The following is a 23521-nucleotide window of genomic DNA, read 5'->3' on the forward strand; positions in this document are numbered from 1 at the left end:
CATCGCGATGAACCACATCCTGCTGATCAATCCGAATACGTCGCAGTCGACCACGCAGATGATGGTTGACATCGCGCGTGCCACACTTGCCGGCGACCTGGAGATCCGCGGCCTGACGATGGCGCGCGGTGTGCCGATGATCGTCGACGAGGCAGATCTGCGCGCCGCCGCGGACGCGGTCGGCGCCATGGATCTGCCCGGCGCCGGTCCGGATCGCGCAGGCGTGCGCGCTGTCATCGTCGCCGCATTCGGCGATCCCGGCGCGGACGCGCTTCGGCGCAGGCTAGCCGTGCCGGTGGTGGGGATCGGCGAAGCCGCCATGCGAGAAGCGGCGCAGCATGGGCGTCGATTCGGTATCGCCACGACGACGCCGTTCCTGGCGTCCTCGATTGAAGCCAATGTACGGCGCTACGGACTCGATGCCAGCTTCACGGGTGTGCGTTTCACCCGCGGCGATCCTCGCATGCTTGGCCTTGACCCGGCGGCGCTGGAAGCCGCACTGGCAGAAGCGGTCCGGGCCTGCGTGGAAGCTGACGGAGCACAAGCGGTGGTGATAGGAGGTGGCCCGTTGGGCCAGGCGGCCCAGGCCTTGAGCGCGCGTTTTTCCATTCCCGTGATCGGTCCGGTGCCAGCAGCGTGCCGCAGCCTGCTGCGCGCGCTTGCCGCGAGCGAGTCGCGGAGTCATTCAAATCCTTCATTCAAGGAATTGCCCTAAGCATGACATCAACCAACATCGATACGGTCGCGCAGGCCCTGCTTTGCGCACGGCGCGAGCACCGTTGCGCCGACGCGGAGCGCTTCGCCACGGCGCTTGACAATCCGGAGCAGGCCTACGCCGTGCAGTCGGTCGTGGCTCGCTCGCTTGGCTGGCAAAAGACAGGCGCCGGGTACTGGAAATCCGGCGGGCCTTCACGCGAGGCGCAACTGACACACGCCGAACTTCCGTCCGCCGGGGTGTGGACCAGCCCCGCGCATGCCGGGGACTGGCCCTTCACGTGGCGCGGCATTGAGGCCGAGATCGCGCTGCGGCTCGGGCGCGGGGTGGACGCCGCGCAGGCGGCCGCCCTCGATGGTCCGGGCGCGGCCGCGCTGATCGACGCGATGGCGGTCTCGATTGAGGTCGTCGACTCGCGCTGGCAGCAGTACGTCGCCGCACCTGCGCTACTGAAGCTGGCTGACCTGCAGGCCCACGGGGCGCTTGTGCTTGGCGAGTGGCGTGACTATGAAGCGCGAGACTGGGCGGCACAGCGTTGCCGGGTGCAGATTGGCATGGAATCGATCGAACGCCGTGGCACCCATGCCCTGGGCGATCCGGCCTACGGACTGGTGGCCTGGCTGCGCCACGCCACGCGCGCGGGCCGAAGCGTGGAAGCCGGCACCGTCGTCACCACGGGCACCTGGGTCGGAATTCTGGCGGCGTCGGCTGGCGACCTTGTGACAGCGGAATTCGAAGGCATTGGCCGCGCCTCGATCCAGTTCTGAGGATGGCGGGACAATCGGGATTCATCGAGGCGTAACCGGTGGTCGGCACGCCTTCTTTTTCGGTCTCCCGCAGGGCCAGGCTTATCGCAACAGATAGAGCGGAAACTGCCCACCGTTCATCGGGAAAGCTGCGCCAGCCACTTCACCGAGCGCTTCCATTGCACCCAACCCACCCATCGATATGCCGCCGGCACAGTCCACGCTCCTCCCGGCGTCAGTGCAGGCAGTGAAAAGCACCAGGGCTGCGAGCCCGGCCCAAACCAGCTTGCTCATGAACTTCTCCTCGCGATTCCGGCAGGCAAGGGGAGTGGGAGTCGCCGGGAATCGGGGCGGCGAGTCCCACGATGATTTCAGCAGTCGCAACCTTCGGTCCACGCTCAGGCGGGCCTGATGTTCTGGTTCACGCGGAACAGGTTTGCAGGGTCGTACTTGCGCTTGATCTCCGCCAGTCGCGCATAGTTGTCGCGATAGGCAGCCTTCACGTTGTCGTTGCCTTCGTCCATCATCATGTTGATGTAGCCGCCGCCGGCCGAGTGCGGATGCAGCGCCAGCCAGTAGTCCTTGGCCCACTGCACGATGCGGTCGTTGTTGGCCGGGTCGGGATCGACGCCGACAATCACGCTGGCGAAGCTCGCATCGCGGTAGCTGAACGCGGTGTCATTCGGGCCCGCGCGATGCGCCGCGCCGTTGATGGGATACAGGTGCATGGTCGAGTGCATGGACGGCAACTGATGCCCATACTTGATGTGCAGATCGATGGCCTTGTCGCTCAGGTCGCTCACGAAGTCGGCTTTCCAGTACCACTGAAGGCCAGGCGGATACAGCGCGTCGAACAGGCTCTGCAAGACCGGCCAAGGAATGGAGCCGGCAAAGTCCACCGCTGGCGGCATGGCGTCGCGAATCGGCTTGAACCGCGCCTCGGCCTGATCGAGTGGACCCGTGTAGCACCACACCACGGCGCACATCTTCTGCAGGTGGACAGACTCGGGGAACGGCGGCCCGGGCGGCACCGTCACAAAGCCGAACCAGCCATTGATGTCCTGCGGCGCAGTCAGGATGAAATCGCGCCACCACTTCATCAACTCGCGCGCCTGGTCCATCGGCCACAGCATCGGGCCGCCGTAGACCGTGCCGACGGGATGGGCCTTGAACTCGAATGAGGTGACCACGCCGAAGTTGCCGCCACCGCCGCGCAGCGCCCAGAACAGGTCCGCGTTCTCGTCGCTGCTGGCATTGACCAGTCGCCCGTCGGCCAGAACGACCTCAGCGCTAAGCAGGTTATCGATCGTCAGGCCGTAGGCGCGGCTAAGGTAGCCAATGCCCCCGCCAAGCGTCAGCCCACCCACGCCCGTGGTCGAGATGAAGCCGCTCGGCGTCGCCAGTCCATAAGCGCTGGCGGCGTGGTCCACATCGCCCCAGGTGCAGCCGCCACCAACCCGAATGGTGCTGCGCTTCGGATCGACAAACACGCCTTTCATCGGCGACAGGTCGACCACCAGTCCGCCATCGCATGTGCCGAGCCCCGCGCCATTGTGCGCACCGCCACGTACGGCCAGCAGCATTCCGCTGTCTCGCGCGGCGTTCACCCCCGCAATGACGTCCGCGACATCCGTGCAGCGCGCGATCAGTGCCGGGCGCTTGTCAATCATGCCGTTGTACACCGCGCGTGCCTGGTCATAGGCCGCATCGCCAGGCTGAATCAATTGCCCCCGAAAATGCGGCTTCAGCGCCGTGACGACGGTTTCACTCAGAGCACCTTCCATGGTTGCCTCCTGTCCGGTAGGTATGCAGGAGTTTTATCAACCTCGGCGTTTGAAAGGCGTTAGGCGCACCGTTATATGCGCCAATCTCCGACGCGGCTGGCCCGGAGCGGCCAAACCATCACTAACGCGCCAGTAACGCGCGCGCCCGGACGATGTCGGGCTGGTCGAAGCCCTCGGCGAATCGGGCGAGCGGCGGCTCGACCACTCGGCGCGCGCCGATACCCTCCCGTGGCTCGCGCAATGCCGCCAGCGACAGCGCGGCGCGTAGCTCGAGAGGGCGAGCCCGTTGAGCGGCGGCGATCTCGATCGCCTTGATCAGCGACGATTCGGCTTCGGCCAGGTTGGCGCTGCGTTGCAGCAGAAGCTCGCCGCGCAGGCGATAGAGCTCCGCGTCCAGCCAGTGCTCGCCAGTGTGCTCCGCATGATGGAGCGCCTGATCCAGCGCCGCAAGCGCGGCCTCGGTCTCGCCCACGTCACCCAGGCATTCCGCCAGCATGCCGAGATACAGCGGCAGCCGCAGGCGCGCGCCGGTGCCATGAAAGCCCTCGATCGCCGCCCGCATTGCCGCCACGGCGTCGGCGCCGGGCGACTGCTTTGCATTGGCCCAGGCGAGCAGCACGTCAGCCCAGGCAAGGTAGTAGCCGACGTGGTACTGATCGGCGATCGAACGTGCCTGTCGGGCGTAGTGAAGCGTGAGACCGTGCTGCCGGCGCAGGGCATGCTGCGTTGCAAGATAAGACAGCGCCAGCGCCTGGGAGAACGGGTGTGCCAGCCGGTTTGCCACCTCCAGCGCTTCGCGTCCACGCCGGAGGGCCTGATCGGCAAGCCCGGTGAACCAGAATGCATGGGCCGACCACGCCGAGGCCAGCACGCCGAAGTTTCCGCCCATCAACGACACATGCTCGGCGTGCTGGGTTTCGTCATAAGCGCCGATCGCGCGTTGATACGCTGGCTCCGCCGCCACCCAGTCACCCTGCTGGACCAGGCTCCCCATGATGTTGGTCCATGCCATCGACGCGTAGGTACCCGACCCGGAAGTGCCCAATCCCGCGATGAGTTCCTCGCTCAGGCTCCGTGCCTGGGCAAGCTCCGCACTGACGACGAGAAAGAAGGCAAGGCTGACCTGGGCGCGCGCCTGCTGACCGAAGTCGCCCGCCTGTCTGCTGAGCTCCACGGCGCGCCGCAGTGGCGTGTCGAGCTCCGGTGCCGCCCACCCACGGGAAATGCGAATCGGCGGCGCAAGGTCGAGTTGCAATGCCAGCGACTGCTGAGCGCGCTCTTGCGGATCGACGATCTGATCGGCTTGCGCCAGCCCGCGCTGCAGCAGGGCGATGGCATCGTCATAGGCGTACACACTCTGCGCAACGCCGGCCGCGCGCCGATAGAACGCGGCTGAATCGGTAGGCAGGCCCGCCTGTTCGTAGTGCGCGGCAATCTGCGCGCTGGCAGCGTCGAGATCATCGTCCGGCGCCTGTTCAAGTGCGCGTGCCACGCGTTGATGCAGGCGGCGGCGTTGCAGCGGACTGACCTCGGCGTACGCCACGTCCCGGATCTTGTCGTGGCTGAAGTCAAAGGCAATGCCCCCGCTGTCCGGCTGGCGCACGATGCCTCGTTGCCAGAGTTCATCCAGCGCATTCGTGAGGGCGTCCTCGCGCACGTCGCTCGCCTGGGCCAGCACATCGGCGGTGAATGCTCGCCCGATGATCGCCGCGACGCCGACGATATCGCGCGCGGCAGGCGACAGTTGCGCAAGACGGTTCGAGATCACCGTGTACACCTTGGGTGGCAACTTCGGGACCGTGCCGTGCGGCGTGCCGCCGGCCGTCGCGGTGCCGGACCGGGCGCGCATCATCTCGACCGTGAACAGGGGATTGCCTTCGCTTTCCTCGAATAGCCGGGTTGCCTCCGCATCGGCCAGCGGCCGATTGATGATCTGCGCCGCGATCTTCGCAGTTTCGGCGGCATCCAGCGCGCCCAGCAACATCTCCGTGAGCTGGTCGTCGCGCCGCAAGGCGTCAAGCAGCTGGCTCACGGCGTGCAAGGGCGTGAGGTCTTCATGCCGCGCCGTGGCGACCACGAGGAGCTTCGCGCTCACGTCGAAGCGCATCAGGAAACGTAGCCATTCAAGCGTCTCCGCGTCGCACCATTGCAGATCGTCGAGCAACAGCAGCAGCGGCCCGTCTGTCGCCAGCACGGCGCGCGCCAGCGCTTCGAAGAACCGCTGGCGCTGCCAGTATTCGGTGAGTGGGGAGGGCGGAGGCAGGCCGGGTTGTTGCGTCAGCAGCTCTGGCAACAGGCGCGCGACTTCGGTCAGCCACAGTCTGTCGAGTCCGCTCATCGCTTCGTGCAAGGCGGGGCTGCGCAGCCAGCCGGTGACCGGCGCAAACGCGACCCGCCCCTCGGCCGCGTACGCGCGCGAGTGCGTCGTGGTGAAGCCTTGCCCGGAAAGGTGCACGAGCAATTCCTCCGCCAGGCGCGACTTGCCGATGCCTGCTTCGCCCGAGATCAGGGCGAACTGCTTGTCGCCAAGCTGACTACGCTGCCACACTTCGAGAAGCCGCCGCCATTCGTCGTGGCGTCCGATCATTGACAGCATGGGGTCCCGTGGGCGTCGACGCTGTGTTGGCGCAGCCTGGGCAGCAAGGCGCGCATAGGCCTCGCGCAAGGCTTCACTGGGCACGATGCCCAGCTCGCGCGTGAACGTTTCAACGCAGTTGCGATAGGCGCGCAGCGCGGATGCATGATCGTGATTCAGGGCATGCAGGCGCATCAGCGCCATATAGGTGGGCTCGCGCAATGGGTCGAGCCGCTGCAACTGCTGCGAGTGTTTCAACGCCTTTGCGTAGTCGCGCCTGTCCTCGCTCAACAGGCTGAGCCGCACGAGCGCCGCGATGCACGCTTCGCGTAACTGATCGCGCTGCGGGGCGATCCATTCATCGTAACAACTGGCTAGCAGGTCGCCCCGATACAGTTCCGCTGCATGCGTCAGGAGCTCTTCCTCGGTGGCCGCGTCGTTGTTGCTTGCGGCCCGCGCCGCGGTGGCCAGGGCCGACTGAAACTGCGCGACATCGAGATCGAACGCGGAATCGGGCAACCATCGCACCATTTGCGCGTCGGCGTGGACGAAACTGGCTGCGTGCGGCCATGACTTGCGTAGATGAAACAGGAGCTGACGCAATGCGTTGCGTGCCTGCGCTTGCGTGGAATCGGGCCAGAACAGGAAGGCGAGTTGCTGGCGCGACTGCGGCACGTCTCGATGCAAAATCAGATAGGCAAGCAGCGCCTGCAAGCGGGGAGAATTCGCGTCAGGCATTGGCGCGTCGGCGCCGTCGAGATGGAACTCGCCGAACAGTCGGACAGAGTAGCGAGCTTCAGGCGCCATGCTGGTCACCGGAGATCTAGGCGACTTCGGCGGCGTCGTGGAGGCCGGCCCACGTCCTGGTACGCTGGACTGCCGATGGCGGTGCGGACGCACTCGACAAACATGCGTAATCGCGCAGGCACGCATCGGACTTCAGCGTGGGCGATGTCAATGGACTCCGGAGCCGGAGGCGATGCGCCATGCCGGGTAGGCGCCAGCCGTCGTGTCGTTCGTCTCAGCAGGGTTGCTCCCAAGGAATTTTTTCCAGATCGGCCAAGCGCTCGCTGACGACGGATTCGGACAGATGGAGGCGGCGCGCGGCCTCGCTGATCGCGCCAGCCTCCACTACGGCGACGAAGCCGACCACGCCTTCGAGCTTGCGCATTGTTCGGAGCATCCGGATGGCAGTTCTGCGTTCTTCAGTCTAGTGCGAACTACGCTCGCCGCAGAAGCTTGCCGGGACGAAAGCGAAACCGCCCGACGGGTTCGCGGCTTGACACGTGCGTTAAACGCCATAGTCTCCACGCGGTATGTGCGCTGCATCATGGGATCCGCCTCGACGCTTTCGTCGAGATGTCACGCAATCGCCGCGTGCTGGCGGCAGGAGGTCCCTTGGAAAGCTCGACGGCGTTTGCGTCGCTTGGCGTAACGGGCCCGTTCACGCATGTGCGTTTCGACTATGTGCTCCAGGACGCGCTGTGCGAAGACGAAATGATGGCCGCGAGCCGATACGATACGGCGGCGCTCCGATCGCGCGGATCGGCGTGGTAGGGCGGCATCGTCCTGATGCCGTTGGCGCAGCCCGCTCCGCTCCTATGAGCGGAGGCCGAACAAGCCGTGCCAGAACGAATCGAAGGCGCCGGGGTGACGCCCGGGCCGCGTCACCTCGTCGGGGTTTGACGCCGCCGCACCGGCGGGCGGCGGGGCGGCCTCGGTGTCAGGCGCGTCCGCGGCCGGCACGGTTGCCCGCCGCGACTCCTGCAAGGCCCATGTGCTGTCCGCGATGCGTGCCGCCAGTTCCGCGTCGCAGTCCCGGCCGAGCAGCACGCCGAAGATGACGTCGCGGTTGTGGCCGTCGTCGGCAAAGCGCATCGCGATGGCGACCATCTTTTCGTAGTGTTCCTGCGCGACGCGCTGGGCTTCGCCTTGCGCCTCGCGCTCCTGCGCTTCCTGCGCCTCGCGCTCGGCCTGGCAGCGCCGCATCTCCCGCTCGAATACCTCGTCGTAGATCTGGCGCTGCCCGGCATCGGAAAGAATGGTGTAGGCATCCCGGATCTCCTGGAATGCCTCGTGCGCCTGCGCCTCGCGGCCAAGGTTGCGGTCGGGGTGCCACTTCATCGCGGCGCGGCGGTAGGCGCGCTTGATCTCGTCCAGGGTAGCGTCCGATTGCACGCCGAGGGTCGCGTAGAGGGTGGTCATGGGCCTGGGGCGGCTGCTGGGGGGCTTTTATCCTAGCACGGGGTGGCGCGCCAGCAGCGTCACCCGCCGTGTCGACGTGATGTTGTTATTGGTAGCGCACTTCTACGCATATCGACGCCATTCGGCACGGCGCACGCCTACGGCAGCCCCGGGGAGATCGCCGCCTCGCTCGGGCAGGCCAAGGGCAAGCTGCGCGAAGTGTTCGGCCGGCCACCATGAGCACTGGCTGCGCGCCCCGGCTCGCTTGCGCGATTGCGCTAATGAGTAAATGCTTGTTTCCATGTCACCTTCACGGAGCCACATCATGGACACTCGAAGTGAGCTGCAAGCCACCGTGGACGCCCTGGTTCAAGCGGGCAAAGGCCTGCTGGCCGCCGACGAGAGCGGGCCAACGATCGCCAAGCGGTTCGAGCGCATCGGTGTGGCATCGAGCGAGGAGAGCCGCCGGGCGTGGCGCGACCTGCTTCTGTCGACACCAGGTCTTGGTGAATTCATCAGCGGCGTGATCCTGTACGAGGAAACGCTGGGCCAGCGCGCCGACGATGGCACGCCGCTGCCGGAGCTGGCGGCGCGCCATGGCATCGTGCCCGGCATCAAGGTGGACAAGGGCAAGCTCGCGCTAGCCCACGCTCCCGGCGACGAGATCACCGAGGGCCTCGACGGGCTGGCCAAGCGGCTTGCCGGCTATCGCCAGCAGGGCGCGCGCTTTGCCAAGTGGCGCGCGGTGTACAACGTGTCCGACAAACTGCCCGGCCGGCTTGCCATCCAGGCCAATGCGGAGGCGCTGGCACGCTATGCCGCGATCTGCCAGGAGACGGGCGTGGTGCCCATCGTCGAGCCCGAGGTGCTGATGGATGGCGCGCACTCCATGGCGCGTTGCGCCGAGGTCACCGAGACCGTGCTGCACGAAGTCTTTCACGCTTTGCACCGGCATGCGGTGGTGCTCGAACACATGCTGCTGAAACCCAGCATGGTGCTCCCCGGCAAGGAGGCCGGCCACGCGACGCCGGCCGAGGTTGCCATGCAGACCCTGCAGGTGCTCAAGCGCACGGTGCCGGCGGCGGTGCCGGGCATCTTCTTCCTGTCCGGCGGCCAAACGCCTACTGAGGCCACCGCCAATCTCGATGCCATGAACCGGCTCGGCCCGCTGCCCTGGCGGCTGGCCTTTTCCTACGGACGCGCCTTGCAGGAGCCGCCCCTGCTGGCCTGGCGCGGCGAGGCCGCTAACGCGGCGCAAGCGCAACGGGCGCTGCTGCAGCGCTCCCGGCTGAATGGCATGGCCTGCCTGGGGCAATACGAAGCGGCGCTGGAGACCGCTGCGGGCTGAGCTTTCGGCAGGCGCGGTCTGGACCGGGCGCTCAAACGCTTGCGCGCTGCCTGCATCAGGCGCCCGCGCTGCTCGGGTTCCGCGGGCGCCTTGTAGACCGAGTGACGTCGCCGCGAGCATCACATGCTTGCGCTTCCAGCCTGCGGTAAGCGCGCTCAGTATCGGCGCAGGAAAGGTCGCTGCGAAGTCTGCTTCAGCCGGTTAAGGAACCAGCGGCCGGCGGGGCCGGGCGGCGTGTCCTTGCGGTAGACCGCGAACATGGCGATCGGCGGGGTACGCGGCTGGAAGCTTTCCAGCCGCAACGCCACCAGGTCGCCCGCATCGATATCCCCCTGCACCATTGCCGCTGGCATGTGCCCCCAGCCGAAGCCGGCGCGCAAGAAGGCATGCTTCGCGCCCAGATCGGCCAGGCGCCAGGTCAGCGGCGAGAAGACGCCGAAGGTCTCCCCCTCGGTCAGCGTGGTGCGGTCGGTCAGGACCAATTGCACGTGGCCCTCCAGTTCGCGTACCCGGATAGCCCCCTTGCGCGATGCCAGAGGATGCGATGGCGCGGCCACGGTGACCATTGGCACGTCGAGCAGCTTTTCCGCATCCAGCGTCTCGGGAACCGCGGGCATCGATCCGCTGATGCCAAGCCGGCAAACGCGCTCGATTACCGGGCGCATGACCGCGCCAAGCGCCTCTACATACAAGCGCAGCGGGGTGTGTGGAAACGCATCGCGGAACTCGCCCACTGTCACCGTCAGTGACGCCATCGGGTACATGACATCCACCACCACAGACAGCTCGGGTTCAAGTCCTTCGGCAATCGCGCGCGCCTTGGATTTGAAGCCGTCCATGCCGCTCACCACCAGCCGCGCCTGCGCCAGAAGCGCGGCGCCCTGCTCGGTCAGGCGCGGGTAGCGGCCGCTGCGATCGAACAACTGGACATCGATTTGTCCCTCCAGGTTGGCGAGCGTCTGGCTCACCACCGACTGCGCGCGCCGCAGCTTCCGCCCCGCCGCGGAGAAGCTGCCCTCGTCGGCGGCCGCGATGAAGGTGCGTAGCTGGTCCAGGGATACGCCATCAAGCATGTATCTATTCCTTAGATGGATTTCATCTAGAAATATAGGCTACCAATATATATGTCAAGCACCTAACCTTCGGTCATGTCATCGCCGAAGGAGATTTTCATGGAGTACGCAACGCAGACCCGTCACGCCGGAGACGCGGGCCAGACCCAGCACCACGCCGCGCAGCCGGATGCGGCGAGCCATCGTGCCATCGTGCTGCGTACTGGTGGCCGCCGGCATGGTCCCGTTTCACGGATCGTCAGTCCCGGCGACGTTGGCAAGCTGATCAAGCCCTTCGTCTTTCTCGACTACTTCGATTTCGCACCCTCAGGCGACGCGCTGTTCCCCATGCACCCGCACTCGGGCATCGCTACCCTCACCGTGCTGCTCGAGGGCGAACTGCACTACGAAGATACGACCGGCGCGGCCGGCGTGTTGGCGGCGGGCAGCGTCGAATGGATGCGGGCGGGCAACGGCATCTGGCACGCAGCCAGTCCCGCGAAGGGGAGCCGCTTCCAGGGCTATCAACTGTGGATCGCCCTGCCGCGCAGCCTGGAGAACGGCACGCCGCACAGCCAATACCTTCCGGCATCCTCGATACCGCAATCAGGACCGGTGCGCCTGGTACTGGGCTCACTGGCTGGAAAAGACAGCCCGGTTGCCGCGCCGTCCGGCGTGGCACTGCTGCACGTGCGCCTGGCGGCGGGCCAAAGCTGGCGCTATCAGCCGCCCGCAAGCCACACCGTGGCCTGGGCACACGTCAACCGTGGCACGCTCGCGACGGGTGGCGAGTTGCTGCAGGACGAACTCGCGGTCTTCTCACAATCCGAGGACGCGCTCGATTTCACCGCCGAAACAGATGCGGATTTCATCGTCGCGTCGGCGGTCCCCCATCCGCACGACCTGGCACTTGGCTACTACTCAGTCCATACATCGAACGACGCGCTCCGCAGGGGCGAAGCCGAGATCGCCAGGATCGGGACGCAGTTGCGCGCCGATGGTCGTCTGCGGTGATGCGAGTGACTCCCAGGCAAGGCATTTACCGCTTTATCTCCACGTTCCATTCTTCATTACGTACTTTCCATTTCTTCACCCAAGGATGCAAACCATGAACTCGACGACCGCAACTTCGCACCTGGCCCTTCCCCTGATCGGCCGTACCCTCATCGCCACCATCTTTCTCGTCAGCGGCCTTGGCAAGCTGATGGCGCCCGGCGCGACCATCGCTTACATCGGCTCGCTCGGCCTGCCTGTGCCGCTGCTGGGCTATCTCGGTGCGCTGGTGCTGGAACTGGCGGGCAGCGTGCTGTTGATTGCCGGCTATCGCACGCGATTGACTGCTGCGCTGCTTGCCGCCTACGCCGTGGTCACGGCGCTGATCTTCCATCACGCGCTCGGCGATCAGAACCAGATGTTCCACTTCCTGAAGAACCTGGCGATGGCCGGCGGTCTGCTGCAGGTGGTGGCCCATGGCGCCGGCGCGCTTAGCATCGACGGTCGCCGCAGCACGACCGGCACGCGCGCCGTCGCGGCGCATTGAATGCCACGTACCCAACAATCCGGGAGCACGTAGTTGCAGGTTCGCGGCAAGAATCTCCGCTACCACCGCGCCCGACACGCAAGGAAATATCATGAGCGTCGCAGCAGAGTTGTTGCAGCAACACCTCCAGTGGCTGGTTGATGACCACCAGCAATGGCAGGAACTGATTGCCGAGGACATCGTATGGGAACTGCCCTACGCGCCGGGCATCGGGCATCCGTCGAAATTGAGCGGCCGGGACGCGGTGATCCGCCATGTCTCCTGGTTCATCGGTGCGGTATCGAATTTCCGCTTCTTCGACGCCGAGATCCTACCCGCGGCAGACCCTCGTCAAGCCGTTGCGCGGGTGCACGCCGAAGGGCTGATCCAGTCGACCGGCCGCATCTACCGGCAGGAGTACGTCGTGTTCTTGACGGCCCGCGACGGCAGGATCGCGCATCTGCGCGAATACTTCGACCCGGTGCAGGCCGCGCTGGCACTTGATACCCCGATCGTCGGCATTACCGCAAGGAGCCTTTGATGAAAGCCATTCGTGTAGCCGCCTACGGCGGCCCCGATTCCCTGTCGCTGCAGGAACTCGATGATCCTCGCCCCGGTGATGGCGAGGTGCTGATTGATGTCGCCGCCACCTCGGTCAACCCGATTGACTGGAAGATCGTCAGTGGGGCCATGCAAGCCTTCATTCCGCTAACCTTTCCCTTCACGCCCGGGGTGGATGCCGCGGGGACTGTCATTGCGGTTGGACGCAATGTCACCACACTGGTGCCGGGAGACGAAGTGCTGGGCTTCATCGGCATCGTCGGCGGCTATGCAACGCGTGCCGTGGTGGATGCGGGGCGCCTTGCCCGCAAGCCGAAGGGCCTCGGGTTCCTGGAGGCCGCTGGCATTCCCGCGGCGGCTTTGACGGCCTGGCAAGCGCTGCACGACCACGGCAAGCTTCAGGCGGGACAGAAAGTCCTGATCCACGCCGCAGCTGGCGGTGTCGGTAGCGTGGCCGTGCAGTTGGCGAACCTGGCCGGCGCACAAGTGATCGGCACCGCTTCGGCCGCCAACCGGAGCTACCTCCAAGGCCTGGGGGCGACGGACGTGATCGACTACACCGAGGACGATTTTGCCGACAAGGTTTCGGATGTCGATCTTGTACTCGACCTGGTCGGCAGCGACACGCAAGTGCGTTCCTGGTCAGTGCTCAAGCGCGGTGGCACGCTGGTATCCAGCGTCAGCCCGCCGGATGCCAGGCGCGCCCATGAAGTCGGCGCCGACGGAAAGCACTTTGCGACGCGCCCTGATGGTGCCCAGCTCTCCGCGCTGGCCATGCTTTACGAATCAGGCAGACTGCGCGTCGAAATTGAGTCCACTTATCCACTGGATCGAGCCGGAGAGGCAATGGCGAAGAGCATGGCCAGGCATGTGCGCGGCAAGGTGATTATCCAAACGGCATAAGGCGCCGGCTGGCACGCGCGCGAGGCGATGCCGTCCATCTTCTGCCCGCCGAACGGCCGGTGAAGGGGCGGGGCCGCCGGTCCGACTCTACGTGCGGTCCCCTTTGCGCGCCATCAGTACGGAAGCCGTGGCGCCCGATGCATCGCAACGTCCGTCTACCAAGACGAGGTTCCCCCGCGCGCCCTGAGCAGTTTCCCTTCAAAGTGCGCAACCAGGAAGTCGAGGAACGCCCGGACCTTGGCCGACATGTTCAACCGCTCCGGGAAGACGGCAAAGATGTCGGCTGGTGGCAAGGCATAGTCTTCGAGCAGCAAGACCAGGCGGCCGCTTCGGAGGTACTTGGCAAGGTCCCACTCCGCGCGCTGCAAGATCCCTTGCCCGGCCAGGCCCCACGTCAGCGTCACTTCGCCATCATTGCTGCTCAGGGCGCCGCGCACCTTTACCGTTTCCGTCTTCTTGCCTTTGACGAAGCGCCAGATGCCATAGGCGGAGTCGTTCTGGCGCAGCACGATGCATTGATGCTGGGTCAGATCGTGTGGCGTGATCGGCGTGCCGTGTGCATTTAGATAGGAGGGCGCGGCGCAGACCAGGCGCCGGTTGTCGGCAATCTTCCGCGCTATAAGGCGTGTGTCAGGAATCTCGCCGAACCGGATTCCTATGTCGAATCCCTCATCGCCCAGGTTCATCGGCCTGTCCGTCAGGTGGAGCTGCACCTCCATTTGTGGATACCGTTTCGCGAAATCGGATATCGCGGGCGCGATGTAGGTTCGCCCGAATCCCAGCGGGGCATTGACGCGCAACGTCCCACGCGGCGCCACATGGCTGCTGGAGATCAGTTGGTCGAGATCCTCGATCTCAGCAAGCAGGCGCCGGGCGTGCTCGAGGTAGACCTCTCCCTCGGCAGTCAGGCCGATGCGCCGCGTCGTCCGGTTCAGCAACCGCACGCCAAGCCGCTTTTCCATTTGAGCCAGCCGTTTGCTGATGGCGGCGGGGGTGACGTCTTGTTCACGCGCTGCCGCTGACAGGCTGCCCGCCTTGGCCAGGCCAGCGAAGAAGGCAAGTTCGGAAGGCTGTCCCATCTTCAACCTCAAGTTAATATTAGTTTGAAATTAAGTTTATCTTACTCCCTCAGTTTTCAACGATAGTTAGGTCACAGAAGGCGCCGGCAAGCCTGGCGGTTGAAAGCGGCCTTCGGTGTGTGGAAAACAATGCGAGGAGCAACGCTATGCGTGAATACAAGATTGCAGCCATCCCTGGCGATGGCATCGGCCCGGAAGTCATCTCTGCCGGTTTGCAAGTGCTGGAGACCCTGGCGGGACAAGACGGCGGCTTCAGGCTGAGCGTCGAGCATTTTCCCTGGAGCTCCGACTACTATCTGGAGAAAGGCTACTACATCCCCGAAGGCGGGCTGGAGCGCCTGAAGCAGTTCGACGCCATCTTCTTTGGCGCAGTGGGCGCCCTGAACGTACCCGATCACGTGTCGCTGTGGGGCCTGCGTCTGCCTATCGCCCAGGGCTTCGACCAATACGCCAATGTGCGTCCGGCGCGCGTCCTGCCAGGGGTGAAGAGCCCGCTGGCGAATGGCAAGGACATCGACTGGGTCATCATCCGCGAAAACTCGGAAGGCGAGTATGCCGGCAATGGCGGTCGTACTCACCGTGGCCTGCCCATCGAGACCGGCACTGAAACAGCAGTCTTCACGCGCGCCGGGGTCGAACGGATCCACCGCTTCGCATTCGAGATCGCGCGGAAGCGCCCCCGCAAACACCTCACCCTGGTGACCAAGTCGAACGCGCAACGCTTCGGCATGGTGATGTGGGACGAGATCTTCTATGAAGTCGCCAAGGACTATCCGGACGTCAAGGTTGACCGCGAACTGGTCGATGCCGTGACCACGCGCATGGTGTTGAAGCCCCATACGCTGGACGTGGTGGTCGCGACCAACCTGCACGCCGACATCCTGTCCGACCTGGCGGCAGCGCTGTCCGGCAGCCTCGGCATCGCGCCGACCGCCAACCTGAACCCGGAACGCGTGTTTCCGTCGATGTTCGAACCGATCCACGGTTCTGCCTTCGATATCACGGGCAAGGGCGTGGCGAATCCCATCGCCACCTTCTGGACCGCGGCCATGATGCTCGAGCATCTGGGCGAGAAGCCCGCGGCGGACCGCCTGATGGCAGCCATCGAGCAGATCACCGCCAACGGCGTCTTCACCCCGGATCTGGGCGGCAATGCGACCACCGCATCTGTCACCGAAGCCATCTGCAAGGTGTTGGCCGATCAGGTCAAGAAGGCGGCCTGAAGCTGGAAAAGCAGCGCGGCTTGCCGCGCCGCAGCAAACCGCTGGCGGGTTAGCACCGGCACAGGTGCCCCGCACCGTGCCGGCCCTGAATGGGCCGGCCAACAAAGAATTCCATCAGGAGACAGGCATGCAATCCGTTATCCGGACTGCGGTGGCTGCGTTCGCCCTCGCTCTCGGCGCCGGCACCGCTTTCGCCCAGGTATATCCCGCCAAGCCCATTCGCCTTATCGTCCCGTTTCCCCCGGGGGGCACCACCGATGTCCTTGCCCGTACGGTGGGACAAAAGCTCACGCAGGCGCTGGGCCAGCCCGTCATTATCGAAAACCGGCCGGGCGCTGGCGCAACCATTGGCGCGGACGCCGCCGCGAAGTCTGCGCCAGATGGCTACACGCTGCTCATGGGCGCGGTTCATCACACCATCGCACCGAACGTCTACAAAAAGCTCTCCTACGACTTCCAAAAGGACCTGACACCGGTCTCCGTCGTTGCCATCGTGCCGAACGTGCTCGTTGTCAGCCCGAGCTTCCCGGCCAGGAACGTGCAGGAGCTGGTTGCCTACGCCAGGGCCAACCCGGGAAAGCTGACCTACGCGTCCAATGGCAACGGCACGGCCCATCACCTGATCGGCGAGCAATTCAAGGCACAGACCGGCACCAACATCGTCCACGTTCCCTACAAGGGGAGCGCCCCGGCTATCACCGACCTGATGGGCGGACAGGTCTCGATGATGTTTGACACCGCGTCGTCCGCGCTGCCTTACATCAAGGCGGGCAAGCTGAAGCCGCTGGCGGTCGCCACGGCCAGGCGCTCTTCCGCGCTGCCGGATGTGCCTACCCTTGCCGAGTCGGGCTTGCCAGGCTTCGATATCGCCTCCTGGTTCGGCATCCTTGCCCCTACGGGAACGCCGCCTGAGATCGTGAACCGGCTAAGCACGGAAATCACCAGGGCCCTGGCACTCCCCGATGTGAAGAAGCAGTTTGCGGCCATCGGCGCAGAACCGGTCGGCAACACCCCGGCTCAGATGACGGCCCAGATCAAGGAAGAAGTCACCCGCTTCGGCAAGCTCGTCAAAGAGGCGCGCGTAAGCATGGACTGACCGGGAGGCACGGCCGTCGCGAAGACGTCGGCCGCATCCGTTCGATGAAGGCAAGACAGACAGGCTGCGCTGCAAGTGCGTCGCCACAGGAGACATCATGAAAAGGCGACTCATCAGCTCACTGTATGTCCAGGTGCTCATTGCCGTGGCGGCGGGCATCCTGCTGGGTATCTTCATGCCCCATATCGGCAGCGAGCTCAAACCACTTGGCGATATCTTCATCCGCCTCATCAAGATGGTGTTTGCACCCATCATCTTCGCGACGGTAGTGCTCGGCATCGCCAAGATGGAAAGCATGAAAGACCTTGGCAGGGTAGGCTGGCGTGCCTTGCTGTACTTCGAAGTGCTGTCGACGTTCGCGCTGCTGCTCGGCGTCATCGTGGTCAACTTGGTACAGCCCGGTCATGGCATGAACGTCGACCCGGCGACGCTCGACACGAAGAGCATTGCCGCTTATACGGCACAGGTGAAGCACGAAGGCGTCATGGACTTCCTGCTCAACCTCGTGCCGATGAGCATTGTCGATGCACTGGCCAAGAACGACATCCTGCAGATCCTCGTGTTTTCGGTATTCATGGGCGTGGCCCTGGCCCATCTGGGCGAGCGCGGCAAGCCGTTCGTCGCCGCCCTGGACTCGTTCGCCAACGCCATGTTCGCGATCGTCGGCATGATCATGCGCTTCGCGCCGGTTGCCGCGTTCGGCGCCATGTCATTCACGGTGGGCAAGTATGGCTTTGGCTCCATTGCATCGCTTGGCAAGCTGGTCGCCACCATGTACGGGACCTGCGCGCTGTTCGTGCTGATTGTGTTGGGTGCCATTTGCCGCATCTGCGGATTCAGCCTGTTCAAATTCCTGAAGTACATCAAGGACGAAATCCTGACCGTGCTGGGCACGAGCTCGTCGGAATCCGTCATTCCGCAGTTGATGCGCAAGCTGGAGAACGTCGGCGTGTCGAAGCCCGTCGTCGGGCTGGTGGTGCCGGCGGGGCTTACCTTCAACCCCGATGGCCAGTGCATCTACTACACCATGGCCGCGATCTTTATCGCACAGGCAACCAACACGCCATTGACCCTCACCGACCAGTTCGTCGTGCTCGGTGTGCTGCTGCTGACTTCGAAGGGTTCCGCGGGCATCACCGGCTCGGGTTTCATCACGCTGGCGGCAACGCTCGCGTCGCTGGGGAAGATTCCGGTGGCTGGCATGGTTCTCCTGCTTGGGGTGGACCGCTTCATGTCGGAGGCGCGCGCCATCACCAACACCATCGGCAACGCGGTTGCGACCATGGCGATTGCCAAGTGGGTCGGCGCGCTCGACGAGGACCGCGTCCAACGCGTCCTCAATGGCGAAGTCGACCCCGAGGACCTGGAGCAACTCTACGAAGGTGTCGCGCCGGAACCGATCCCGCTGGTGCCGTTGCAGCCGAACTATGCCGCCGACGCCCGCAAGAGTGCTTGAAACCGGAACGGAAACAGGTAGCGCATCGTGAAACACCTCAGCATTGAAAACCCCCGTGCATTCCTGGAGTCGCTCTTCCGGACTGCCGTATCCGCGGCGGACCCGCGGGACTGCCTGGCGACCGCATTACCCGAGCCGCCTGCCGGTCGCACCATCGTCGTCGGGGCCGGCAAGGCCGCCGCCAGCATGGCCCGGGCGCTGGAACAGGCGTGGCCGGGCCCACTCACCGGACTGGTTGTGACGCGGTACGGCCACGCCACGCCGACCTCGCGCATCGAAGTCGTCGAAGCCGCGCATCCGGTACCCGACGCGGCTGGCCAGCGTGCCGCGGTTCGCATGCTGGACATGGTCTCGGGGTTGTGCCCGGACGATCTGGTCATCTGCCTGATATCCGGCGGCGGATCCTCGCTGCTCAGCCTTCCGCTGGCCGGCATAAGCCTGGAGGAAAAACGCGCCGTCAACCAGGCGCTGCTGGCCAGCGGCGCGACCATCTCGGAGATGAACTGTGTGCGGCGGCATCTTTCCGGCATTAAAGGTGGAAGGCTTGCCGCTGCGTGCCATCCGGCTCGCGTTGTTACGCTGCTGATCTCGGACGTACCCGGCGACGACCCGGTCAATATTGCTTCCGGGCCGACGGTATGCGACGCGACCACGTGCCAGGACGCGCTGGATATCGTCCGGCGCTACGGGATCCCGCTCCCGGCCAGCGCGGAGCGTCTGCTGGCGTCCGGCAGGGGGGAGTCCGTTAAGCCTGGCGACGAACGGCTCGCGCACAGCGAGGTGCGCATGATCGCGACGCCTGCCATCTCCCTTGCCGCCGCGGCGCAGGCAGCGGCGGCCGCCGGCATCCAGCCCTATGTACTGGGGGATCGCATCGAAGGCGAGGCCACCGACGTCGGCAAGGTGATGGCCGGCATCGCCTTCCAGGCCGCGCGGGCAACGGCGCCATTCCAGCTTCCGTGCGTGCTTCTGTCAGGGGGCGAGACCACCGTCACGGTCAGAGGCAATGGCCGCGGTGGGCGCAACGTGCAATTCCTGCTTTCCCTGGCCATTGCGCTGGACGGCCACCCGGGTGTCTTTGCGCTGGCCGCCGATACGGACGGCGTGGACGGCATCGAAGAGATCGCAGGGGCATACGCCGACCCCACGACACTCTCGCGAGGCTGGCAAAGGGAGATGGCGCCGCACGCCTTTCTCGCCAACAACGACGGACACACCTTCTTCGAGGCGCTTGGCGACTCCATCGTCACGGGCCCGACTCTTACCAACGTCAACGACTTCCGCGCCTTGCTGATTACCAGCCCGGCCGGGAAAGGATGCTAGATCATGCGCCGCACTCGAAATGCCAAGATTGTCGCCACCGTCGGACCGGCCAGCAGCGATGCTGCAACCCTTCGCCGCCTGTTCATGGCCGGCGCCGACGTCTTTCGGCTGAACTTCAGCCACGGCACGCATGCCGACCACAAGGCACGCCTCAACCTCATCAGGGATCTGGAGACGGAGCTGGGACGGCCTATCGGCGTCCTGCTGGACCTGCAAGGGCCAAAGCTGCGCGTGGGCCAGTTCGCGAACGGTCCCGTTACGCTCGTGCAAGGCCAGACGTTCCGGCTTGACATGGACAAGGACCGCCCGGGCGACGCGACCCGGGTTGCACTGCCCCATCCCGAGATCTTTGCGGCACTGGAAGCGCAGACCGACCTGTTGCTCGACGATGGGAAGCTTCGCCTCCGGGTAAAGGCATTCGGGCCGGACTATGCCGAGACCGAAGTGATCGACGGTGGGGTGCTGTCCGACCGCAAGGGCGTCAACGTGCCAGGCGTCGTGCTGCCGCTGTCGGCCTTGACCGCGAAGGACCGAGAAGACCTGGACTACGGCTTGTCGCTCGGGGTCGACTGGATCGCATTGTCTTTCGTCCAGCGCGCGGAGGACATTCGCGAGATCAAGCAGATTGTCGGAAACCGGGCCAGCATCGTCGCCAAGCTGGAGAAGCCCGCGGCCATCGCGGAGCTGCATGCCATCGTCGCCGAAACCGACGCGGTGATGGTCGCCCGCGGCGATCTTGGCGTCGAAATGCCCGCCGAGCAGGTGCCGTCCATCCAGAAACGCATCGTGCAGGCTTGCCGCAAAGCGGGCAAGCCCGTTATCGTCGCCACGCAGATGCTGGAATCCATGGTGAGCTCGCCGGTACCGACGCGCGCCGAAGCATCCGACGTTGCCACCGCCATCTACGATGGCGCCGACGCCGTCATGCTCTCCGCAGAATCGGCCTCGGGGAAATTCCCCGTCGAAGCCGTGCAGATGATGAACAGCATCATTGTGCAGACGGAGGCAGACCCGTACTACAGGGAGGTCATGGAGGCGTCGCAGACACCACCGGAGCCGGACATCGCCAACGCAATCGGCAGTGCAATGCGCCGCGTGGCCGGGCTTCTCCACGTAGCCACCACCGTGGCGTACACAAGCTCCGGCTATTCCGCCATGCGCATGTCTCGCGAGCGTCCCGATGCCCCCATTATCGGCATGACCCCAAACCTGCATGCTGCGCGTGCCATGGCACTCGTCTGGGGTGTGCATGCGGTCATCATCCATGAAGTGGAGAGCGTCACCGAGATGACGAACTATGCCTGCGACACAGCCGAGAACGAGGGCTTTGCCACTTCGGGGCAAGTCATCGTGATCTCCGCGGGCATGCCATTCGGCACGCCTGGCACGACCAACCTGCTTCGCATCGCAACGGTTGGCCAGCCGGCCGCCTGAAGACCCTCGGCACCCACGACATCCCTATTTGAGGCATTCATCATGACCGTCATCCGATCCATCCGAGGCTTCGAGGTATTGGACTCCCGCGGCAATCCCACCGTAGCCGCGGAGGTGACACTGGCCGATGGCGCCTGTGGATATGCGGCCGCACCCTCGGGCGCCTCCACCGGCAGCCGGGAAGCACTGGAACTCCGGGACAATGACCCGGCCCGCTACGGCGGCAAAGGGGTCCGGAAGGCCGTCAGACACGTCAACGAAGACCTGAGCGCAACGCTGGTCGGTTGCGACGCTGCGGACCAGGCGGCCGTGGATGGCCTGCTCCTGCAAGCGGACGGTACGGAGACGAAGTCCCGCATGGGCGCGAATGCGCTTCTGGCGGTGTCCCTCGCCGCCGCCAGGGCGGCGGCTGCATCCCAACGGGTGCCTTTGTACAGGCGCTTCTCGACGGCCGACCGCTTCGTGCTGCCGGTACCGATGATGAATGTGATCAACGGCGGCGCTCACGCCGACAACAACGTCGACATACAAGAGTTCATGATTCTGCCGGCAGGCGCCGCTTCATTTGCCGAGGCGATCCGTTGGGGTGCCGAGGTATTTCACTCGCTCAAGAGCGTGCTGCGAAAGCGGGGCCTCTCCACCGCTGTGGGTGACGAGGGCGGGTTTGCTCCCGATCTTCCCTCCAATGAGGCTGCGCTGGAAGCGATCATCAGTGCAATCGAGCTCGCCGGCTATCGGATTGGCCCCGATATCGCGCTGGGTCTGGACGTCGCCAGCTCGGAACTCTACGAGAACGGGGTGTATAGCCTGGCCTCCGAAGGCAAGCGCTTCGACGCCGGCGGCTTCTGCGACTATCTCGCCGCGCTGGCGAAGAACTACCCCATCGTCACCATCGAGGATGGAATGGCAGAGGACGACTGGACAGGATGGAAGCTGCTGACGGAGACGCTCGGAGAACGCATTCAGCTTGTGGGCGATGATCTGTTTGTCACCAACACGGCCATACTGGAGAGAGGCATCGAAGAAGGAATCGCCAATTCCATCCTGATCAAGCCGAATCAGATCGGTACCCTGACAGAGACTCTGGCCGCCATATCGATGGCCACCGCGGCGGGATACACCGCGGTCGTGTCCCATCGCTCCGGCGAGACGGAAGACACGACGATTGCCGATATCGCGGTAGGGACTTCGGCCACCCAAATCAAGACCGGATCGCTCTGCCGCTCGGATCGCGTGGCCAAGTACAACCGGATACTGCTGATCGAAGCCGAGTTGGGAGAACTGGCTACCTATGCGGGACCGACCGCGTTCGGGCCGCCAGCCCTCCGCGCGCGTTCAAGGCAGCGGCGCTGACATCTCCTGCAATTGCGGTGCCTTGTCGTTCACTGCCGAGCCAGCGCAAAGCCAATCGTGCGTCCTGTGGCCGGATGGGGGCAGATGGCGCGGATGCTGTTGCGCACATCCTGCGGATGATGCCGGCTCGATCATGGCCAGCGCCTGCGTGGTGGGCACCATGCGGCTGCCGCTGCGCACCAGCAGCGGGTCGCCGGTCATCTCGCGCATCCGCCGCAGTGCAACACGGATCGCCGGCCGGGACTGGCCCAGCAGGACCGCTGTGCGGGAGACGCTGCACGCGGTCAGCAGGGTATGCAGGATGCGGAGCAACTGGAGGTCTAGCGAGGCTTTTGGCATCACGATGGGGCAAGGTTGGTTATCAGGACGGGAGGCATTGCCGCCGCTTGCGAACGCGGTATGATCTGGCGATCCACGGCCCGGACGCCAGCGGCGCTCCGGGACGGCGCACTTGCGGCCAGGCGGTGGCCGCCGACATGACGAGGTGAGGGACAGATGAAAACCAGCGCAAGAAACAAGCTGACCGGCAAGGTGACAGCAGTCCACCAGGGCGCGGTGAACGACGAGATCGAACTCGAGGTTGCCGGCGGCGCGAAGATCGTCGCCACCATCACCAGCGACAGCACCAAGCGGCTCGGGCTCGCGGTAGGCAAGGAAGCCATCGCGCTGATCAAGGCGTCATCCGTCATCGTTGGCGTGCCTGAACCGGACATGCTGCTCTCCGCCCGCAATCAGCTTGTGGGCACGGTTTCGGGGGTCAAGACCGGCGCCGTCAATGCCGAAGTTGTCATTGGCCTGAAGCAGGGGGGCGAGATCGTGGCCATCATCACCAATGACAGCGTAAGCAGCCTGGGGCTGGTGCAAGGCGGCGCGGCCGTCGCCATCTTCAAGGCCTCCAGCGTCTTGCTGGCCACTCGCGCCTGACCCTGCCTACCGTGCCGCCGGCGCCGCGAACACTTCCAGGCTGATCAGCCTGGAGACGTAGCGCCCGGCCTTGCCGTCGTTCGGGACTGCCAGCCGGGCAAAACCGCTGGCGGTGAGCGGCGCGCCATCCATCGCATAGGCGATCATGACCGGCTGGTTGCCGAAGCCGGGCTCGATCTCGCCCAGCGAGATCGGCGTCTTGTAGCCGTCGCTGCCGGTCGCCACCACGTACATGGCGAGCACATC

The 23521-nt window shown here is 65.0% G+C and carries 24 protein-coding genes; 15 read left to right on the forward strand and 9 right to left on the reverse strand.

The features are described from left to right. Positions 1-7 precede the first annotated feature (7 nt). Complete coding sequence (locus tag AC1DS6_RS34580) at positions 8-715, forward strand: aspartate/glutamate racemase family protein (RefSeq protein WP_441630514.1); 708 nt, start codon at positions 8-10, stop codon at positions 713-715. A gap of 2 nt (positions 716-717) precedes the next feature. Continuing rightward, positions 718-1482: a fumarylacetoacetate hydrolase family protein gene (locus AC1DS6_RS34585; protein ID WP_441630516.1), complete on the forward strand. Its 765-nt coding sequence runs from the start codon at positions 718-720 to the stop codon at positions 1480-1482. Positions 1483-1563: 81 nt separating this feature from the next. Here AC1DS6_RS34585 and AC1DS6_RS34590 read toward each other — a convergent pair whose 3' ends face one another. From AC1DS6_RS34590 to AC1DS6_RS34605, 4 genes are all read right to left on the reverse strand, one after another. Then, a complete protein-coding gene (locus AC1DS6_RS34590; protein WP_441630518.1) occupies positions 1564-1755 on the reverse strand; it encodes a hypothetical protein in 192 nt (63 codons plus the stop codon). Positions 1756-1859: 104 nt separating this feature from the next. Beyond that, positions 1860-3245 carry an FAD-binding oxidoreductase gene (locus AC1DS6_RS34595; protein WP_441630519.1) on the reverse strand — a complete coding sequence of 462 codons (1386 nt, stop codon included), beginning with the start codon at positions 3243-3245 and terminating at the stop codon, positions 1860-1862. Between the two features lie 121 nt (positions 3246-3366). Next, positions 3367-6627 (reverse strand): ATP-binding protein, encoded by a 3261-nt coding sequence (locus AC1DS6_RS34600; protein WP_477104148.1) that lies wholly within the window; start codon positions 6625-6627, stop codon positions 3367-3369. Between the two features lie 214 nt (positions 6628-6841). Then, entirely contained in the window at positions 6842-6991 is a 150-nt protein-coding gene (locus AC1DS6_RS34605) for a helix-turn-helix domain-containing protein (RefSeq protein ID WP_441630523.1), read from the reverse strand. 227 nt (positions 6992-7218) lie between these two features. Here AC1DS6_RS34605 and AC1DS6_RS34610 point away from each other — a divergent pair, with 227 nt between their 5' ends. Beyond that, the gene (locus tag AC1DS6_RS34610; protein WP_441630525.1) at positions 7219-7377 is read left to right on the forward strand and encodes a hypothetical protein; all 159 of its coding nucleotides are present in this window, start codon (positions 7219-7221) and stop codon (positions 7375-7377) included. A 42-nt stretch (positions 7378-7419) separates the two neighbouring features. On the opposite strand, the gene AC1DS6_RS34615 is transcribed toward AC1DS6_RS34610, so the two are convergent. After that, the gene (locus AC1DS6_RS34615; protein ID WP_441630527.1) at positions 7420-8025 is read right to left on the reverse strand and encodes a J domain-containing protein; all 606 of its coding nucleotides are present in this window, start codon (positions 8023-8025) and stop codon (positions 7420-7422) included. 304 nt (positions 8026-8329) lie between these two features. On the opposite strand from AC1DS6_RS34615, the gene AC1DS6_RS34620 reads away from it, so the two are divergent. After that, positions 8330-9352 carry a class I fructose-bisphosphate aldolase gene (locus tag AC1DS6_RS34620; protein ID WP_441630529.1) on the forward strand — a complete coding sequence of 341 codons (1023 nt, stop codon included), beginning with the start codon at positions 8330-8332 and terminating at the stop codon, positions 9350-9352. A 155-nt stretch (positions 9353-9507) separates the two neighbouring features. Here the strand turns inward: AC1DS6_RS34620 and AC1DS6_RS34625 are convergent, their stop codons facing one another. Next, positions 9508-10425 (reverse strand): LysR family transcriptional regulator, encoded by a 918-nt coding sequence (locus tag AC1DS6_RS34625; protein WP_441630531.1) that lies wholly within the window; start codon positions 10423-10425, stop codon positions 9508-9510. Between the two features lie 99 nt (positions 10426-10524). On the opposite strand from AC1DS6_RS34625, the gene AC1DS6_RS34630 reads away from it, so the two are divergent. The 4 genes from AC1DS6_RS34630 (at position 10525) to AC1DS6_RS34645 (ending at position 13387) form a co-directional block, all read left to right on the forward strand. Then, positions 10525-11418, forward strand: coding sequence for a pirin family protein (locus AC1DS6_RS34630; protein ID WP_477104141.1), 894 nt, complete (start codon positions 10525-10527; stop codon positions 11416-11418). 85 nt (positions 11419-11503) lie between these two features. Beyond that, positions 11504-11944, forward strand: coding sequence for a DoxX family protein (locus AC1DS6_RS34635; protein WP_441630535.1), 441 nt, complete (start codon positions 11504-11506; stop codon positions 11942-11944). Positions 11945-12035: 91 nt separating this feature from the next. Further along, a complete protein-coding gene (locus tag AC1DS6_RS34640; RefSeq protein ID WP_447435544.1) occupies positions 12036-12464 on the forward strand; it encodes a nuclear transport factor 2 family protein in 429 nt (142 codons plus the stop codon). Further along, positions 12464-13387 carry an NADP-dependent oxidoreductase gene (locus AC1DS6_RS34645; RefSeq protein ID WP_477104149.1) on the forward strand — a complete coding sequence of 308 codons (924 nt, stop codon included), beginning with the start codon at positions 12464-12466 and terminating at the stop codon, positions 13385-13387. Before AC1DS6_RS34640 ends, AC1DS6_RS34645 begins: the two co-directional genes overlap by 1 nt. Before the next feature lie 155 nt (positions 13388-13542). Here the strand turns inward: AC1DS6_RS34645 and AC1DS6_RS34650 are convergent, their stop codons facing one another. Next, positions 13543-14466 carry a LysR substrate-binding domain-containing protein gene (locus AC1DS6_RS34650; RefSeq protein WP_441630539.1) on the reverse strand — a complete coding sequence of 308 codons (924 nt, stop codon included), beginning with the start codon at positions 14464-14466 and terminating at the stop codon, positions 13543-13545. Between the two features lie 146 nt (positions 14467-14612). On the opposite strand from AC1DS6_RS34650, the gene AC1DS6_RS34655 reads away from it, so the two are divergent. The 6 genes from AC1DS6_RS34655 (at position 14613) to eno (ending at position 22351) form a co-directional block, all read left to right on the forward strand. Continuing rightward, the gene (locus AC1DS6_RS34655) at positions 14613-15689 is read left to right on the forward strand and encodes a tartrate dehydrogenase (RefSeq protein ID WP_441630541.1); all 1077 of its coding nucleotides are present in this window, start codon (positions 14613-14615) and stop codon (positions 15687-15689) included. A 127-nt stretch (positions 15690-15816) separates the two neighbouring features. Next, positions 15817-16785 carry a tripartite tricarboxylate transporter substrate binding protein gene (locus AC1DS6_RS34660; RefSeq protein WP_441630543.1) on the forward strand — a complete coding sequence of 323 codons (969 nt, stop codon included), beginning with the start codon at positions 15817-15819 and terminating at the stop codon, positions 16783-16785. A 97-nt stretch (positions 16786-16882) separates the two neighbouring features. After that, positions 16883-18241 carry a dicarboxylate/amino acid:cation symporter gene (locus AC1DS6_RS34665; protein ID WP_477104142.1) on the forward strand — a complete coding sequence of 453 codons (1359 nt, stop codon included), beginning with the start codon at positions 16883-16885 and terminating at the stop codon, positions 18239-18241. Positions 18242-18268: 27 nt separating this feature from the next. Beyond that, positions 18269-19564 carry a glycerate kinase type-2 family protein gene (locus AC1DS6_RS34670; RefSeq protein ID WP_477104143.1) on the forward strand — a complete coding sequence of 432 codons (1296 nt, stop codon included), beginning with the start codon at positions 18269-18271 and terminating at the stop codon, positions 19562-19564. A 3-nt stretch (positions 19565-19567) separates the two neighbouring features. Then, positions 19568-20998, forward strand: coding sequence for a pyruvate kinase (pyk, locus tag AC1DS6_RS34675; protein ID WP_441630548.1), 1431 nt, complete (start codon positions 19568-19570; stop codon positions 20996-20998). Between the two features lie 42 nt (positions 20999-21040). Continuing rightward, positions 21041-22351, forward strand: coding sequence for a phosphopyruvate hydratase (gene eno / locus AC1DS6_RS34680; protein WP_477104144.1), 1311 nt, complete (start codon positions 21041-21043; stop codon positions 22349-22351). On the opposite strand, the gene AC1DS6_RS34685 is transcribed toward eno, so the two are convergent. After that, positions 22334-22690: a LysR family transcriptional regulator gene (locus AC1DS6_RS34685; RefSeq protein ID WP_477104145.1), complete on the reverse strand. Its 357-nt coding sequence runs from the start codon at positions 22688-22690 to the stop codon at positions 22334-22336. The two genes, eno and AC1DS6_RS34685, sit on opposite strands and share 18 nt — an antisense overlap. Before the next feature lie 156 nt (positions 22691-22846). Here AC1DS6_RS34685 and AC1DS6_RS34690 point away from each other — a divergent pair, with 156 nt between their 5' ends. Further along, on the forward strand, positions 22847-23275 hold the full coding sequence (locus AC1DS6_RS34690) for a TOBE domain-containing protein (protein WP_045240277.1): 429 nt from the start codon (positions 22847-22849) through the stop codon (positions 23273-23275). Between the two features lie 6 nt (positions 23276-23281). Here the strand turns inward: AC1DS6_RS34690 and AC1DS6_RS34695 are convergent, their stop codons facing one another. Then, positions 23282-23518 (reverse strand): molybdopterin-binding protein, encoded by a 237-nt coding sequence (locus AC1DS6_RS34695; protein ID WP_441630552.1) that lies wholly within the window; start codon positions 23516-23518, stop codon positions 23282-23284. Between the last annotated feature and the right edge of the window lie 3 nt (positions 23519-23521).

The sequence above is a fragment of the Cupriavidus sp. 05L310 genome, assembly GCF_056398185.1.